The following is a 13,559-nucleotide window of genomic DNA, read 5'->3' as shown; positions in this document are numbered from 1 at the left end:
GCAGATGCCAACAGCCACACGCACGGCGAGCGCGACCGACGAGCGCTTCGAGCAGAACGACGCCGCACAGCGCGCGCTTGTCGACGACCTGCGCGAGCGGCTCCGCGTCGCCGCGGCGGGCGGACCGGAGCGCGCCCGTGAGCGGCACGTCGCCCGCGGCAAGCTGCTGCCGCGCGACCGGATCGACGCCCTGCTCGATGAAGGCAGCCCGTTCCTGGAGATCGCGCCGCTCGCCGCGACAGGGATGTACGGAGACGAGAGCCCTGCCGCCGGGCTGATCGCCGGAATCGGGCTCGTGGCGGGCCGCCACGTGATGATCGTCTGCAACGACGCCACGGTCAAGGGCGGCACCTACTACCCGATGACGGTGAAGAAGCACCTCCGGGCGCAGGAGGTCGCGCTGGAGAACCGCCTCCCGTGCGTGTACCTCGTCGACTCGGGAGGCGCGTTCCTGCCGATGCAGGACGAGGTGTTCCCCGACCGCGAGCACTTCGGCCGCATCTTCTACAACCAGGCCCGGCTGTCGGCGGCGAAGATCCCGCAGATCGCGGCGGTGCTCGGCTCGTGCACCGCCGGCGGCGCGTACGTGCCCGCGATGAGCGACGAGACGGTGATCGTGCGGGGCCAGGGCACCATCTTCCTGGGCGGCCCGCCGCTGGTGAAGGCCGCCATCGGCGAGGTGGTCACGGCGGAGGAGCTGGGCGGCGGCGACCTGCATGCACGCACCTCCGGCGTCGTCGACCACCTGGCGGAGAACGACGAGCACGCGCTCGCCATCGTGCGCGAGATCGTCGCGACGCTGCCGCCGCCTGCCTCCCCGGCCTGGGACGTGCTGCCGGCTCGGGAGCCGGAGGCGGACCCCGGCGAGCTGTACGGCGTCGTCCCGGTCGACGTGCAGGCGCCGTACGACGTGCACGAGGTGATCCACCGCCTCGTCGACGCGGGCGGGTTCAGCGAGTTCAAGCCGGAGTACGGGACCACCCTCGTCACCGGCTTCGCGCGCATCCACGGCCATCCCGTCGGCATCGTCGCCAACAACGGCGTGCTCTTCAGCGAGTCCGCGCTCAAGGGCGCGCACTTCATCGAGCTGTGCGACCAGCGCGGGATCCCGCTGCTGTTCCTGCAGAACATCTCCGGCTTCATGGTCGGCCGCGACTACGAGGCAGGCGGCATCGCCAAGAACGGCGCCAAGATGGTGACCGCCGTGGCGACCACCCGGGTGCCGAAGCTCACCGTCGTGATCGGCGGTTCCTTCGGCGCCGGCAACTACTCGATGTGCGGCCGGGCCTATTCGCCGCGGTTCCTGTGGATGTGGCCGGCGGCGCGCATCTCGGTCATGGGCGGCCAGCAGGCCTCGAGTGTGCTCGCGACCGTCAAACGGGACCAGCTGGAGGCGCGCGGCGAGGACTGGAGCGCGGACGACGAGGCTGCCTTCCGTGCCCCGATCGCCGAACAGTACGAGGAGCAGGGCAACCCGTACTACTCCACCGCCCGGCTCTGGGACGACGGCGTCATCGACCCGGCGGACACCCGCACGGTGCTCGGCCTCGCCCTCGACGTCTGCTCCCGTTCCCCGCTCCCCGACACGGCCTTCGGCCTCTTCCGGATGTGATCGCGATGGCCGTCCCCTTCCGCACCGTGCTCGTCGCCAACCGCGGCGAGATCGCCTGCCGGATCATCCGCACCCTCCGCCGGCTGGGCATCCGCTCGGTCGCCGTGTTCAGCGACGCCGACCGCGAGGCGCCGCACGTCGCGCTCGCCGACACCGCCGTGCGGATCGGCCCCGCCGCCGCGCGCCGGAGCTACCTGGACGTGGACGCGATCGTGGCCGCCGCGCGCGCGACCGGTGCCGAGGCCGTGCATCCCGGCTACGGCTTCCTCTCCGAGAACCCCGCGCTCGCCCGTGCATGCGCGGACGCGGGGATCGTCTTCGTCGGACCCGGCGTGCACGCGCTCGAGGTGATGGGCGACAAGATCGCCGCGAAACGGGAGGTCGGCGGCTCCGGCGTGCCGACCATCCCCGGCATCGCCGAGCCCGGGCTCGACGACGCCGCGCTCATCGAGGCGGCGGACCGGATCGGGTTCCCGGTGCTGGTCAAGCCGTCCGCGGGCGGCGGCGGCAAGGGGATGCAGGCCGTGCGCGGTCGCGACGAGCTGCCGGAGGCGCTCCGTGCTGCCCGCAGGGTCGCGGCGGCAGCCTTCGGCGACGACACGCTGTTCCTCGAGCGCCTGGTCGACGCGCCCCGCCACATCGAGGTGCAGGTGCTCGCCGACAGCCGCGGCGGCGTCGTGCACCTCGGCGAGCGCGAATGCTCGCTCCAGCGCCGCCACCAGAAGGTGATCGAGGAGGCCCCATCGCCGTTGCTGGACGCAGCGACCCGCGAGCGGATCGGCGAAGCCGCGTGCCGCGTCGCGGCCAGCGTCGACTACGTCGGAGCGGGGACCGTCGAGTTCCTCGTCTCCGCTCAGGCGCCGGGCGAGTTCTTCTTCATGGAGATGAACACGCGCCTGCAGGTCGAGCACCCGGTCACCGAGCTCGTCACGGGGCTCGACCTCGTCGAGTGGCAGCTGCGTATCGCCGCGGGCGAGCCGCTCGGGTTCGGCCAGCGGGACGTGCGCCTCACCGGCCACGCGATCGAGGCGCGCGTCTACGCCGAGAACCCGGAGCGCGGCTTCCTGCCCGGCGACGGCACCGTGCTCGCGCTGCGCGAGCCGGCCGGCGACGGCATCCGCGTCGACAGCGGGCTGGCTGTCGGCGTCCCCGTCGTCACCGACTACGACCCGATGCTCGCCAAGGTGATCGCCTGGGCCGAGGACAGGGACACCGCGATCGCACGGCTGGACCGCGCGCTCGCATCCACGAGCATCCTCGGCGCCGTGAGCAACGTCGCCTGGCTGCGCGACCTGCTCGCCGATGAGGATGTGCGTGCCGGGAGCATGGACACGACGCTCATCGACCGCCGCTTCTCCGAGCTGTCCCCGGCCGGGGCCGGCACGGAGGAGCTCGTCGCCGCGGCGCTCGTCGCCCACCACGACCGCATGGCCCGTCCGCCCGCTGGCGTCGGGCCGCTGTGGGGCGCGCCCTCCGGCTGGCGCCTCGGCGACGCGCGCGCAGTCTCCTACGACGTCGACGGCAGCCGGGTGGAGGTGCGCGGCTCGACCGTCCAGGTGGACGGGATCCCGCACACCGCCTCGCTGCGTCTCCTCGACGGGGAGCCGGCGGTCGCCCTCCTCACCCTCGACGACGTCACGACGCGCTTCGACATCGCCCGCGACGGCGACACCGTGTGGCTCGCCGCGGGCGGCCGTGCCCGGCCGCTTCGCCTGCGCGACGCGGCCGCCCGCGTCGCCGACGCGCTCGCCGCGCTGGACCGCGCCGAGGCGGCCGCGCATCCCGAGGTCCACTCGCCCATGCCCGGCACCGTCGTCGCCGTCCCGGTCGCCGACGGCGCGACCGTGGAGGCGGGGGAGACCGTGGCCGTCGTCGAGGCCATGAAGATGGAGCACCGCCTCGTCGCCCCCGTCGCCGGCGTCGTGCGTCTCCGCGTCGCCACCGGCGACCTCGTCAGACTCGACCAGCTCGTCGCGAGCGTCGACGCCGAGGAGGACGCGACGGCGACCGCCGGCGACACCGACCAGAACGTCCCGCCCACCACGGCGGACACCCCCGAGCCGACACCATCGGCCACCGCATCCTCACGGACCGTCACCACAACAGACAGGAACCTCCCATGACCATGCAGATGTCCCGTCCCGCCTCCGACAGCGACGTCGCGGGCTTCGAGCTCACCGAGGACCAGCGCCGCCTGCGCGAGACGGTGCGCGACTTCGCCGACACCGTCGTCGCGCCGGCCGCCTACGAGTACGACACCAAGCGCAGCCTGCCGTACGAGATCATCGCCGAGATGGGCAGGATGGGCCTGTTCGGCCTCCCGTTCCCCGTCGAGTACGGCGGCCAGGGCAAGGACTACCTCTCGCTCTGCCTCGCGGTCGAGCAACTCGGCCGGGTCGACCAGTCGATCGGTGTCACCCTGGAGGCGGGCATCGGCCTCGGCGCCATGCCGATCTTCCGGAACGGCTCGGAGGAGCAGAAGCAGCAGTGGCTGCCGATGCTCGCCAGGGGCGAGGCGCTCGCCGGGTTCGGGCTGACCGAGGCGGACGCGGGTTCGGACGCCTCCGGCACGAAGACCACCGCGGAGCTGGTGGACGGCGAGTGGGTCATCAACGGGACCAAGCAGTTCATCACCAACTCGGGCTCGGAGATCACCAGGCTCGTCACGATCACCGCGGTGACGGGCGAGCAGCAGCGCGCCGACGGCTCGATCAAGAAGGAGCTGTCCGCGATCATCGTCCCGACGGGTACGCCCGGCTTCGTCGCCGAGCCCGTCTACGACAAGGTCGGCTGGCACACGTCGGACACGCACCCGCTCACCCTCACGGACGTGCGGGTGCCGGAGGCCAACCTGCTCGGCGAGCGCGGCCGCGGCTATGCGAACTTCGTCGCGACGCTCGACGAGGGCCGCGTCGCGTTCGCGGCGCTCTGCACGGGCGCCGCCCAGGGCTGTCTGGAGGAGGCGATGCGCTACGCCAAGAGCCGCAATGTCTTCGGCCGCCCGATCGGCTCCAACCAGTACATCGCGTTCAAGATCGCCCGGATGCAGGCCCGTGTCCACGCGGCGCGCCTCGCCTACTACGACGCCTGCTTCAAGCTGATGGCGGGCGTGCCGTTCAAGATGGAGGCCTCGATCGCGAAGCTGGTCGGCAGCGAGGCGGCGATGGACAACGCCCGCGACGCGACGCAGATCTTCGGCGGCTACGGGTTCCTCAACGAGAGCCCGGTGGCGCGGCACTACCGCGACTCCAAGATCCTGGAGATCGGCGAGGGCACCTCGGAGGTCCAGCTCATGGTGATCTCCCGCGCGCTGGGCTTCGAGTCCTGACCGCACCCCACCCGCCGAGTACGAAGAACATCTGGCGACTCGGCGGGATTCGGGCTATTTTTCGCGTACTCGACGGTTGGAGAGGGGAGAGGGACGGGTGATCGACAAGACGGTGGGGAGCGCGGGGGAGGCGGTGGCCGACATCGCGGACGGCAGCTCGCTGGCGGTCGGCGGCTTCGGCCTCTGCGGCATCCCGAGCGCGCTCATCCACGCGCTGCTGGAGGCGGGGACCACCGACCTCGAGGTGGTCAGCAACAACTGCGGCGTCGACGACTGGGGCCTCGGCCTGCTGCTCGCCGAGCACCGCATCCGCAAGATGATCAGCTCCTACGTCGGTGAGAACAAGGAGTTCGCCCGGCAGTTCCTCTCCGGCGAGCTGGAGGTGGAGCTGACGCCGCAGGGCACGCTCGCCGAGAAGCTGCGGGCGGGCGGTGCCGGCATCCCGGCGTTCTACACGCCGGCAGGCGTCGGCACGCAGATCGCCCTCGGCGGGCTGCCGCGCCGCTACGCCGCGGACGGCTCGGTGGCCGTGGCGAGCGAGGCGAAGGAGGTGCGCACCTTCGACGACGCGGAGTATGTGCTCGAGCGCTCGCTCCGCCCCGACTTCGCACTCGTGCACGCGGCGAAGGGCGACCGGCACGGCAACCTCGTCTTCCACGCGGCGGCGATGAACTTCAACCCGCTCGCGGCGATGGCCGGCCGGATCACGATCGCCGAGGTGGAGGAGCTGGTCGAGCCGGGCGAGATCGCACCGGGGGAGGTGCACCTGCCGGGGATCTTCGTCCAGCGCGTCGTGCACGCGCCGGACGTCGAGAAGCGCATCGAGCGCCGCACGGTCGCGGCGCCACAGGAGCAGCAGGAAGGGAGCGCACGATGAGCCTCACCCGCACCGAGCTCGCCGCCCGGGTGGCCCGCGAGCTCGAGAACGGCCAGTACGTGAACCTCGGCATCGGGATGCCCACCCTGATCCCCAACTACATCCCGGAGGGCGTCGAGGTCATCCTGCACTCCGAGAACGGCGTGCTCGGCGTCGGGCCGTACCCGGCTGACGCGGACGTCGATCCCGACCTCATCAACGCGGGCAAGGAGACGGTGACGGTCAAGCGCGGTGCGGCCTACTTCGACTCGTCGCTCTCGTTCGGGATGGTGCGCGGCGGCCACGTGGACGTCGCTGTGCTCGGCGCGATGGAGGTCTCGGCGTCCGGCGATCTGGCCAACTGGATGATCCCGGGCAAGATGGTCAAGGGGATGGGCGGGGCGATGGACCTCGTCTTCGGCGCCAAGCGGCTGATCGTGATGATGGAGCACGTCGACAAGGAGGGGCGGCCCAAGATCCTCGCCGAATGCACCCTGCCGCTGACCGGCACGGGCTGCGTCGACCGGATCATCACCGACCTGGCCGTCATCGACGTGACGCCGGACGGCCTCGTTCTGCGCGAACTCGCGCCGGGCGTGACCGTCGACGAGGTGGTCGCCGCCACCGGCGCGCCGCTCGCGGTCGATCCGCTCGCCGCCGGACCGGAGGAGGCGTCGTGAAAGAGGTCGAGCAGCGCGGGCTGTACTACGAGGAGTTCGAGCTGGACACCCGGTACCTGCACCGCCCCGGTCGGACGGTCACCGAGGCCGACAACGTCCTCTTCACCACGCTGACGATGAACACGCAAGCCCTGCACCTGGATGCGGCGTGGTCGGCCAGGCAGCCGTTCGGGGAACGGCTGGTCAACTCGATGTTCACCCTGGCCACCCTGGTTGGGGCGTCCGTGGCCCAGCTGACGCAGGGTACGATCGTCGCGAACCTCGGCTTCAGCGAGGTGGCGTTCCCGCATCCCGTCCATCACGGCGACACGCTCTACTCGGAGTCGGTCGTGACGGCCAAGCGGCTCTCCGCCTCCCGTCCCGGCCAGGGCATCGTCACGCTCGAGCACACCGCCCGCAACCAGGACGGCGTCGTCGTCGCGACGGCGACCCGCCAGGTGATGGTGTGGTGCAAGGACGCGCACGCCGAGGCGGCGGGGGCGTGAGCGGCTTCGCATACGGCCCCGCGCTGCTGTTCTGCCCGGCCGACCGGCCGGAGCGCTACGCGAAGGCGCTGGAGCGGGCGGATGCGGTGATCATCGACCTGGAGGACGCGGTGGACCCCGAGCGGCGCCCGGCGGCGCGCGAGGCGCTCGCCGCGTCCGGCCTCGACGCCGCGCGCGTGATCGTGCGCGTGAACCAGGCCGGGACGGACGACCACGCGGCGGACCTCGCCGCGCTCGCCGGGACCGCGTACCGCACCGTGATGCTGCCGAAGGCGGAGCGCGTCGACGATCTCGCCGCGCTCGCCGGCTTTGAGGCGATCGCGCTGTGCGAGACCGCGGCCGGCGTGCTCGCGGCTCCCGAGCTCGCCAGGCACGAGGCGGTCGTCGCGCTGATGTGGGGTGCGGAGGACCTGGTCGCCTCGCTCGGCGGCACGTCGAGCAGGCACGCCGACGGCGGCTACCGGGATGTCGCCCGGCACGCGCGCTCCGCGGTGCTGCTGGCGGCCGGTGCGGCGGGGAAGGCCGCGATCGACACGGTGCACCTCGACATCGGGGACACGGCCGGGCTCGCGGCCGAGGCGGAGGACGCGGTGGCGGTGGGATTCGCGGCGACCGCGTGCATCCATCCGTCGCAGGTCGTGGTCATCCGCGCCGCCTATTCGCCGACGCCGGAGCAGCTCGCCGAGGCCCGCGCGCTGCTCGCCGCGGCGGACGCCGCGGGCGGGGGAGTGTTCCGTCACGAGGGGCGGATGGTGGACGGCCCGGTGCTCGCTCACGCCCGCGCTCTGGTGCGCCGGAGCGCCGTTTCGGCTTCGTGATGAAACTGTGACCAACGGTTTCGGCGGCGTTCACCGATTCTGACTCGGCGTGTCGGAGGGATGCCGTACTCTGCAAGTAACGTCAGGGAACGCGACGTTCTCGAATCGATTCGATGAGCCGCACGAATCGGTCGGAGAGGGGCCGGTCGGAGAGGGGGGAGCATGCCACAGCTTCTTCCCCTGCGCCTGCTGGAGTCGGTCGGACTCCGCGCACCCGCTCCCGCGATCGTCGCTGACGATTCCGCTGGCGGTGAGATCACACCCCGTGAGTCGGCTGCAGAGTCGGCCCCCGTGGCACGCCCGGCTCCGGCCGTCGCCGTCCCGCGTGGCGAGGAGCCGTCCACCGACACCGGCGGCCCCCTCGACATCGACCCCGCCCTGGAACGCACCGGCCCGCTGTCGATCCTCGCCCCGCGCCGCATCGGCGAGAGCGACCTCGCGGTGTACCCGCTGTCGCTCGGCGCCAGTGTCTTCGGCTGGACCGCCGACGGCGACACGTCGCTCGCCATCCTCGACCGGTTCGCGGCCCTCGGCGGCGACTTCATCGACACGGCGGACAGCTACGTCGGCGGCCGCAGCGAGGTCCTGATCGGCAAGTGGATGCGCGAGCGCGGCAACCGCGACGACCTCGTCGTCGCCACCAAGGTCGGCCGCCACCACGAGAACCCGGGGCTCGGTTCCGTCAGCATCGTGCGCGCCGTCGAGGCCTCGCTGGAGCGGCTGCAGACCGACCGCATCGACGTCCTCTACTTCCACGACGACGACCCCGAGGTGCCGCTGGAGGACAGCCTGGCGACCGCGGAATGGCTGATCGAGACGGGCAAGGTGCGCTACCTGGCCGCCTCCAACTTCTCGGCGGACCGCCTGATCGAGGCGCGCATCCTCGCCTCGGCCGGCCTGCCCAAGTTCATCGCGATCCAGACGCAGTACAACCTGATGCATCGCGCCGAGTTCGAGAGCGCGCTGCGCATCGTCGCAGCGGCCCAGGGCCTCGCCGTCATGCCGTACTACGCGCTGGCGAACGGGTTCCTCACCGGCAAGTACCGCTCGAAGGCCGACCTCACGGCGGACGCCAGGAGCGTGCGCGCGTCGGCGTACGTCAACCGCAAGGGCATGCGCGTGCTCGCGGTGCTCGACCGCATCGCCGCCGAGCACGGCGTCACCCCGGCGAGCATCTCCATCGCCTGGCTGCTCGCCAAGCGCACGATCGTCGCGCCGGTCGCCAGCGCGAGCCGGCCGGAGCAGGTGGATGCGCTGATGGCCGCGGCGGGCATCCGCCTCACCCGCGCCCAGATGCTCGACCTCGACCGCGTCTCCGAGTAGCCCGGACGCCCCCGCTCGCGCACGCGCACGGCGAGGGGCACGTCGTTGTCGCTTCCGGGCGCCGAAAGCGACGACAACGTGCCCCTCGAACCGGGAACTACGCCTCGCCGAGGATGCGGTCGAGCGAGCGGTGCAGCGCCGCGCCCGCCGCGATCGGGTCGCCGACGTAGCCGCCAGCCAGGGCGCCGTCGCGGGCGAGGATGAGGTCGTCGGCGGCGTCGCCGGGCCGCGGGTGACCGATCTGCCGGAACAGCTCCTCGATGCGCTTCGCATACCAGTCGCGGTGCGTGGTGACCGCGACGCGGACCGGGTTGGTCTCGTCGGCGAACTGCGCTGCGGCGTTGATGAACGGGTCGCCGCGGAAGCCGGGCCGGACCGCCTCGTCGTTGATCCAGTCGACCAGGGCGCGGGCGATGTCGCGCGGGTCGGCGTTCTGCCGTTCTTGCTCGGCGAACCACTCGCGCACCTGGCGGTCGCGGCCCTCGACGTAGGCGATGATGAGCAGATCCTTCGACCGGAAGTGCTTGTAGAACGTGGCCTTCGTCACTCGCGCGCCGGCGATGATCCTGTCCACCCCGACGGTGTGGATGCCCTCCTGGTAGAAGAGCTCGTCCGCGGTGGCGAGGATCTTGAGCTTCGACGGCGCTGGCGGCCGGATGGTCGCTCGGGCACTTACGACCATCCGGCACGACTCCTTCGGTCAGGGGCGGATCACACGCCCTCAGTTGGTCACGAGAACCACCTGGGTCGGTCCAAGGGGGACGACCGACCCAGGCGGTGAGATCAGTATATAGGTAGACAGACCAGTCTGTTTGTCCTCATTTTCGTTCTCTCCGGGATTCCACAGCGTCTGGCGTAGGGTGGAGGGGATGAACAGCGCAGTCGACCTCCCTCTCGGTCTGGCCGACCTCACTTTCGCCGCATCCGGTGAGGCGCTGGTCAGGCGGACCGTGCTCCCGAGCGGCGTCCGCGTCCTGAGCGAGCAGGTCCCCGGCGCGCGCAGCGCCACCCTCGGCTACTGGGTCGCCGTCGGATCGCGCGACGAGACGGGCGAGGTGCCGGGCAGCCTCGGGTCGACGCACTTCCTCGAGCACCTGCTCTTCAAGGGCACGCCGACCCGGACGGCGCTGGACATCGCTGTCGCCTTCGACTCGGTCGGCGGCGAGCACAACGCGATGACGGCCAAGGAGTACACCTGCTACTACGCCAAAGTGCAGGACAGGGACCTCCCAATGGCCGTCGAGGTGATCGGCGACATGCTCACCTCCTCGCTGCTGGACCCCGCGGAGTTCGAGAACGAGCGCGGTGTGATCCTTGAGGAGCTCTCGATGGCGGAGGACGACCCCGCCGACGTCGCCAACGACCGGTTCTTCTCCGCCGTCCTCGGCGACCACCCGCTCGGCCGGCCGATCGGCGGCCGTCCGGAGACCATCCGCGCGGCCGAGCGCGACGCCGTGTGGACGCACTACCGCGCCAATTACCGTCCGCAGGACCTCGTCATCACCGCGGCGGGGGCCGTCGACCACGATCTGCTCGTGAGCGGCGTGAAGCGCGCGCTCGCGGCGGCGGGCTGGGACCCGGAGCTCGCCGCGAGCCCCGTCGAGCGCCGCAGCACCACCGCGGTCCCTGTCGTGCGCGGCGCCGAGGTCGTCACGGTCGAGCGTCCCACCGAGCAGGTGAACCTGCTGATCGGCGTGCCAGGCATCCTCACCACCGACGAGCGCCGCACGACCATGAGCGTGCTCAACTCGGTCCTCGGCGGCGGGATGTCGAGCCGGCTGTTCCAGGAGGTCCGCGAGAAGCGCGGCCTCGCCTACTCCGTCTACTCGTTCTCCGGCGCCTACTCGGACGCCGGAGTCTTCGGGCTCTACGCGGGCTGCGCGCCCGCGAAGGCCCGGCAGGTCGCCGAGCTGATGCTCGACGAGCTGCGCCGCCTCGCCGGCGACGGCGTCACCCCGGAGGAGCTGCGCCGCGCTGTCGGCCAGCTGTCGGGAGGCGCCGCGCTCGCGTTGGAGGACTCGGACACCAGGATGTCGCGTCTCGGCCGCGCCGAGATCAGCCTGGGCGAGTTCGCCGACCTCGATGAGAGCCTCCGCCGTCTGCACCTCGTCACCGCCGACGACGTGCGCGACCTCGCCGCCGATCTGGCGGGGCGACCGGTCTCCATCTCCGCGGTGGGGAGCGTCACCGACGACATGTTCGCCGGTCTCGCGTCCTGATCCGCCGCCGAAACATCCCGATCCGAAAGGTCATACCCGGTGCCCCACTACCTCTACCTCGTGCGCCACGGCGAGCAGCAGGACGCCGAGCACGGCATGCCGGACGGCCCGCTCTCGCCGCGCGGGAAGCGTCAGGCGCAGCTCATCGCCGACCGGCTGAGCGGCGTCCCATTCACGGCGATGTACCACTCGCCGCTCAACCGCGCAGCGGAGACGGCCGAGATCATCGCCGAGCGCATGCCGGCGCTCACGCCGGAGCCGTCGAGCCTGCTCTTCGACTGCATTCCCTCGGGCCCGACGCCGGACATGCCGAAGGCGTTCGAGTCGTTCTTCGGCCCGGTGACCGAGGCCGAGATCGAGGCGGGACGCGCGCAGATGGAGGACGCGGTGCACGAGTTCCTGACGCCCGCGATGGGCGACAGGCACGACCTGCTCGTCACCCACAACTTCGTGATCGGCTGGTTCGTCCGCCATGTCTTCGACGCCCCGGCCTGGCGCTGGCTCGGCCTGAACCAGGCCAACTGCGGGCTCACCATCATCCGGGTGCGCTCGGCGAAGCCGCCGGTGCTCGTGGTGCACAACGACCTCGGCCATCTCCCTGTGGAGCTGCGCACCGGCCTCCCGGAGCTCCAGCCCGTCTGAGCCCCGACCTCCTGCTCCGTCCGCATAAACCGGTCGGTCTGGTACCGACGGGTGGGGTTTCGGCCCTGAGGGTTTCTCTTCGTCGATGCGGACACGAAGGCGCGCTTCCGATGGCATTTGTAGAATCGGCCCATCGTCGCCTAAGTCCCGCACCGTCCCGTCGGGCAACAACCTCGTGAAGCGTGGCAGCCCGTTGGAGTCGGGCCGGCGGAGGGCGGCCCGGGGCACGGCAGCGGTCAGAGGACCTTGCGGAACCAGTCGGTTGCGTTCGGGTTGTCGTTGTAGGGCTGGATGTTCTCGTAGCCGTGCGAGCGGTACAGGCCGCCCGCAGCCTCCAGGCTGGCGTTCGTGTCGAGGACGATCTCGGTCGCCCCGAACCCGCGGGCCCGGTGCTCAAGCTCGGCGAGGATGGCGCGGCCGAGGCCGCGGCCCCGGTGCTCCGGCGCGACCCAGAGGTGCTTGATCTCGTAGCGGACGGCGGGGGAGCCCTCCTCGGCGTCGGCGAGCGGCACGCGCAGTTCGCGGATGCCGCCGCAGCCGGCCTCGCCGTCCTCGTCGTATGCGAGCAGGAACACGCCGTTCGGTGCGACGAACTGGCCGGGGTCGGGGAACGTGGTGCGGTATGCGCCCTGCGCGGCAGGGAAGGTCGCCGCCCGCTCGGCGAAGTACGCGGCGAGCATCCGGTGGGCGGTCGCATCGGTGACGGAGACATCGGCAAAGGACACCATTCCCGTAAGCGTAAACCCGTGCGGGGCGTCGGGTCGCGCGGCATCCGCGCGAGGGCGCGCCGGGTAGGGTGGACGGGTGACTATTCGCGTGGCCGTCGCCGGTGCGACCGGCAAACTGGGCAGCGTCGCCGTGCGTCTGATCGAGCAGTCGGACGACCTGGAGCTCGTCGCGAGGCTGGACTCGCGCTCGCCGCTGGAGGACATGCTCGGCGCCGACGTCCTCGTCGACATGACGCTCCCGCAGGTGAGCCCGAGCATCGTCGCCTTCGCCGTCGACAACGGCCTGAACGTGCTCATCGGCACCTCCGGCTGGTCGGCCGATCGCATCCTCGACCTGGAGCGCCGCGTCGCAGCGCACGAGGGCAGGGGCGCGGTCGTCATCCCCAACTTCTCGCTCGGCTCCGCGCTCGGCACCGCGTTCGCGACGGTGGCGGCGCGCTTCTTCGACTCGATCGAGATCATCGAAGCGCACGGCGCCGGCAAGGTCGACTCACCGTCGGGCACCGCGGTGCGCACCGCCGAGCTCATCGGCGCCGCCCGCGCCGACCGCGGCCCGGTGGATGCGCCGCACACCGACCAGCGCGCCCGCGGCCAGCAGGTCTCGAGCGTCCCCATCCACAGCCTGCGGATGCGCGGGGTCGTCGCCGAGCAGCAGGTGATCTTCGGCGGCCCGGGGGAGACGCTGACCATCCGCCACGACACCGTCGGCTCCGAGGCGTACGAGACCGGCATCCTGCTCGCGCTGCGCGCGGCCGCCACGACCACCGGCGTCGTCGTCGGTCTCGACAAGCTCGTCGACCTCGGCATCGCCGAGCCCGACGGCGAGCCACCGCACGACACCGTGCGCGAGCGTTAGAGGAACGCCGTG

The 13,559-nt window shown here is 71.6% G+C and carries 13 protein-coding genes; 11 read left to right on the top strand and 2 right to left on the bottom strand.

Features of this window, described 5'->3' with window-relative positions:
• Positions 1–4 precede the first annotated feature (4 nt).
• The 8 genes from AAME72_RS19495 to AAME72_RS19460 all read left to right on the top strand — a co-directional run bounded on the left by AAME72_RS19495 (position 5) and on the right by AAME72_RS19460 (position 9,102).
• Positions 5–1,612: a carboxyl transferase domain-containing protein gene (locus tag AAME72_RS19495; RefSeq protein WP_348788177.1), complete on the top strand. Its 1,608-nt coding sequence runs from the start codon at positions 5–7 to the stop codon at positions 1,610–1,612.
• 5 nt (positions 1,613–1,617) lie between these two features.
• Positions 1,618–3,735, top strand: coding sequence for a biotin carboxylase N-terminal domain-containing protein (locus AAME72_RS19490; protein WP_348788176.1), 2,118 nt, complete (start codon positions 1,618–1,620; stop codon positions 3,733–3,735).
• The gene (locus AAME72_RS19485; protein WP_348788175.1) at positions 3,732–4,940 is read left to right on the top strand and encodes an acyl-CoA dehydrogenase family protein; all 1,209 of its coding nucleotides are present in this window, start codon (positions 3,732–3,734) and stop codon (positions 4,938–4,940) included. The genes AAME72_RS19490 and AAME72_RS19485 overlap by 4 nt, the downstream gene beginning before the upstream one ends.
• Before the next feature lie 97 nt (positions 4,941–5,037).
• Positions 5,038–5,817: a CoA transferase subunit A gene (locus AAME72_RS19480; RefSeq protein ID WP_348788174.1), complete on the top strand. Its 780-nt coding sequence runs from the start codon at positions 5,038–5,040 to the stop codon at positions 5,815–5,817.
• Positions 5,814–6,476 (top strand): CoA transferase subunit B, encoded by a 663-nt coding sequence (locus AAME72_RS19475; RefSeq protein ID WP_348788173.1) that lies wholly within the window; start codon positions 5,814–5,816, stop codon positions 6,474–6,476. Before AAME72_RS19480 ends, AAME72_RS19475 begins: the two co-directional genes overlap by 4 nt.
• The gene (locus AAME72_RS19470; RefSeq protein ID WP_348788172.1) at positions 6,473–6,961 is read left to right on the top strand and encodes a MaoC family dehydratase; all 489 of its coding nucleotides are present in this window, start codon (positions 6,473–6,475) and stop codon (positions 6,959–6,961) included. The genes AAME72_RS19475 and AAME72_RS19470 overlap by 4 nt, the downstream gene beginning before the upstream one ends.
• Complete coding sequence (locus AAME72_RS19465) at positions 6,958–7,779, top strand: CoA ester lyase (RefSeq protein ID WP_348788171.1); 822 nt, start codon at positions 6,958–6,960, stop codon at positions 7,777–7,779. The genes AAME72_RS19470 and AAME72_RS19465 overlap by 4 nt, the downstream gene beginning before the upstream one ends.
• A 162-nt stretch (positions 7,780–7,941) precedes the next feature.
• Positions 7,942–9,102 (top strand): aldo/keto reductase, encoded by a 1,161-nt coding sequence (locus AAME72_RS19460; RefSeq protein WP_348788170.1) that lies wholly within the window; start codon positions 7,942–7,944, stop codon positions 9,100–9,102.
• Positions 9,103–9,199: 97 nt separating this feature from the next.
• On the opposite strand, the gene AAME72_RS19455 is transcribed toward AAME72_RS19460, so the two are convergent.
• Positions 9,200–9,784 carry a TetR/AcrR family transcriptional regulator gene (locus AAME72_RS19455; RefSeq protein WP_348788169.1) on the bottom strand — a complete coding sequence of 195 codons (585 nt, stop codon included), beginning with the start codon at positions 9,782–9,784 and terminating at the stop codon, positions 9,200–9,202.
• A 187-nt stretch (positions 9,785–9,971) separates the two neighbouring features.
• On the opposite strand from AAME72_RS19455, the gene AAME72_RS19450 reads away from it, so the two are divergent.
• Positions 9,972–11,321, top strand: coding sequence for a pitrilysin family protein (locus AAME72_RS19450; RefSeq protein WP_348788168.1), 1,350 nt, complete (start codon positions 9,972–9,974; stop codon positions 11,319–11,321).
• Positions 11,322–11,360: 39 nt separating this feature from the next.
• Positions 11,361–11,963 (top strand): histidine phosphatase family protein, encoded by a 603-nt coding sequence (locus AAME72_RS19445; RefSeq protein WP_348788167.1) that lies wholly within the window; start codon positions 11,361–11,363, stop codon positions 11,961–11,963.
• 236 nt (positions 11,964–12,199) lie between these two features.
• Here AAME72_RS19445 and AAME72_RS19440 read toward each other — a convergent pair whose 3' ends face one another.
• Positions 12,200–12,691 (bottom strand): GNAT family N-acetyltransferase, encoded by a 492-nt coding sequence (locus AAME72_RS19440; protein ID WP_348788166.1) that lies wholly within the window; start codon positions 12,689–12,691, stop codon positions 12,200–12,202.
• 76 nt (positions 12,692–12,767) lie between these two features.
• Between AAME72_RS19440 and dapB the strand changes: the two genes are divergently transcribed.
• The gene (dapB, locus tag AAME72_RS19435; protein ID WP_348788165.1) at positions 12,768–13,547 is read left to right on the top strand and encodes a 4-hydroxy-tetrahydrodipicolinate reductase; all 780 of its coding nucleotides are present in this window, start codon (positions 12,768–12,770) and stop codon (positions 13,545–13,547) included.
• The last annotated feature ends 12 nt before the right edge of the window (positions 13,548–13,559 follow it).

Origin of the sequence: Leifsonia sp. NPDC080035 (genome assembly GCF_040050925.1) — a bacterium.
Lineage (GTDB): Bacteria > Actinomycetota > Actinomycetes > Actinomycetales > Microbacteriaceae > Leifsonia.
Note: the sequence above shows the minus strand (reverse complement) of the source record. Positions and strands in the feature narration are given on the sequence as shown.

Excerpts from the sequence above, each read along its gene's own strand:
- AAME72_RS19460 (WP_348788170.1), top strand. The coding sequence starts at position 7,942 with ATGCCACAGCTTCTTCCCCTGCGCCTGCTGGAGTCGGTCGGACTCCGC.
- AAME72_RS19495 (WP_348788177.1), top strand. The coding sequence starts at position 5 with ATGCCAACAGCCACACGCACGGCGAGCGCGACCGACGAGCGCTTCGAG.
- AAME72_RS19455 (WP_348788169.1), bottom strand. The coding sequence starts at position 9,784 with ATGGTCGTAAGTGCCCGAGCGACCATCCGGCCGCCAGCGCCGTCGAAG.
- AAME72_RS19475 (WP_348788173.1), top strand. The coding sequence starts at position 5,814 with ATGAGCCTCACCCGCACCGAGCTCGCCGCCCGGGTGGCCCGCGAGCTC.
- AAME72_RS19440 (WP_348788166.1), bottom strand. The coding sequence starts at position 12,691 with ATGGTGTCCTTTGCCGATGTCTCCGTCACCGATGCGACCGCCCACCGG.
- AAME72_RS19485 (WP_348788175.1), top strand. The coding sequence starts at position 3,732 with ATGACCATGCAGATGTCCCGTCCCGCCTCCGACAGCGACGTCGCGGGC.
- AAME72_RS19490 (WP_348788176.1), top strand. The coding sequence starts at position 1,618 with ATGGCCGTCCCCTTCCGCACCGTGCTCGTCGCCAACCGCGGCGAGATC.
- AAME72_RS19450 (WP_348788168.1), top strand. The coding sequence starts at position 9,972 with ATGAACAGCGCAGTCGACCTCCCTCTCGGTCTGGCCGACCTCACTTTC.